The organism is Paraburkholderia phenoliruptrix (assembly GCF_902859825.1).
GTDB lineage: Bacteria > Pseudomonadota > Gammaproteobacteria > Burkholderiales > Burkholderiaceae > Paraburkholderia > Paraburkholderia phenoliruptrix.
Genome location: NZ_CADIKB010000110.1, coordinates 1 through 1,441 on the forward strand (window position 1 = coordinate 1; position 1,441 = coordinate 1,441).

The following is a 1,441-nucleotide window of genomic DNA, read 5'->3' on the forward strand; positions in this document are numbered from 1 at the left end:
TGAACCGACCCCGGAATGTTGGACACGTTGACGTTAGTGCTGCTTATATTTCATTCTGTATTGGACTGGTGTGAGTCCTCGTAATCTTAGCTTGATTCGATCGTGGTTGTAATAGTGGATGTAGTCTTTGATGCCGGCTTCCAGCTCGTCGAGGTTGCGAAACTTGTTCAGGTAGAAGAATTCAGACTTGAGCGTTCCGAAGAAGCTCTCCATCGTGGCGTTATCGAGGCAGTTACCTTTGCGCGACATGCTCTGCCTGATTTTCTGCGCTTTCAGCCGACGGCTATAGACAGGCATCTGGTACTGCCAGCCTTGATCCGAATGTAGGATCGGCTTGTCGCGTGGCCCCAGCTTCGCGAAGGCCTTGTTCAGCATCGTGTTGACCATGTCGAATAGCGGGCGTCGTGCCATCTCGTAGGCGATGATTTCGCCGTTGTAGAGGTCGAGGATCGGAGAAAGATAGAGCTTCTGGCCCTCGACGTTAAACTCGGTCACGTCCGTCACCCACTTCTGGTTGGGACGTGACGCATCAAATTTTCGCTTCAGCACGTTGGGAGCTATCTTGCCGACGTTCCCTTTGAACGACTTGTACTTCTTTGGTCGAATGCACGACTTCAGGGACAGCTCGCCCATAAGACGCTGTATCGTCTTGTGGTTGATTCTGTCGCCCTGGCTCCGAACAGCTGCCGTGATTCGACGATACCCATAGCGGCCCTTATGCTGCTCAAAGAGCGCACGGATGCGCTCCTTCAAGCTCGCATATTTGTCCCCGGCCTGCAGTACCTTCTGCTGGTAATAGAAAGTGCTGCGGGCCAAACCGGCCACCTTAAGGAGATCTGCGAGCGGGTAACGCTGCCTTAGCTCAAGCACGATTTGCGCTTTTTCTGCCGCGCTGCTTTCGCATTCGCTTGAACCAAGGCGTTGAGCTTTTTTAGATATTCGCTCTCCATGCGCAGATGCTTCACTTCGGCCAGCAGATCCTCGTGGCTGCGGTCCGCATCCGCAGCCGGCTTCTTTTTCGATATCGGTTTTTTTGGCATTCTGACAGTGGAAGTTGCGGGCCGTGAGCGTCCCTCGGCCAAACTGCCGTCATCATACTGCTGCTCCCACACCCCAATGATATTGAAATTGCGAACGTTCGAGAGCGCTGCAATCTGACGGAATGAAAGGCCTTCCTTCCGCATCCGTTTCACAACCTCACGCTTGAACTTCACGCTGTAGCGCGCACAGCTCGTTCTTCTTTGCAGGCCTTCTTCGCCATGCGCCTGATACGCCGCGATCCACCTGCGAAGTGACGAGACATCCACACGGTGCCGTTCGGCAACCCTTTTCAAACCATCATGCCCGGAACAATAGTCCTTCGTTGCAGACAGCTTTGTCTTCTCGCTGTATTTCACAAAAATTCCCCCAAAAAGCCGTCCAACTTTTGGGGGGCAGTTCA

1 protein-coding gene is annotated in these 1,441 nt (G+C 53.4%); it reads right to left on the bottom strand.

Features of this window, described 5'->3' with window-relative positions; all coding sequences use genetic code 11:
* Positions 1 to 33: 33 nt before the first annotated feature.
* Positions 34 to 1,397 (bottom strand): IS3 family transposase gene (locus tag HV711_RS33175; RefSeq protein ID WP_437342723.1). Its coding sequence is split into 2 segments (ribosomal slippage): positions 34 to 912 and positions 915 to 1,397, totalling 1,362 coding nucleotides; the frame shifts between segments, so codons are not numbered across the junction.
* Between the last annotated feature and the right edge of the window lie 44 nt (positions 1,398 to 1,441).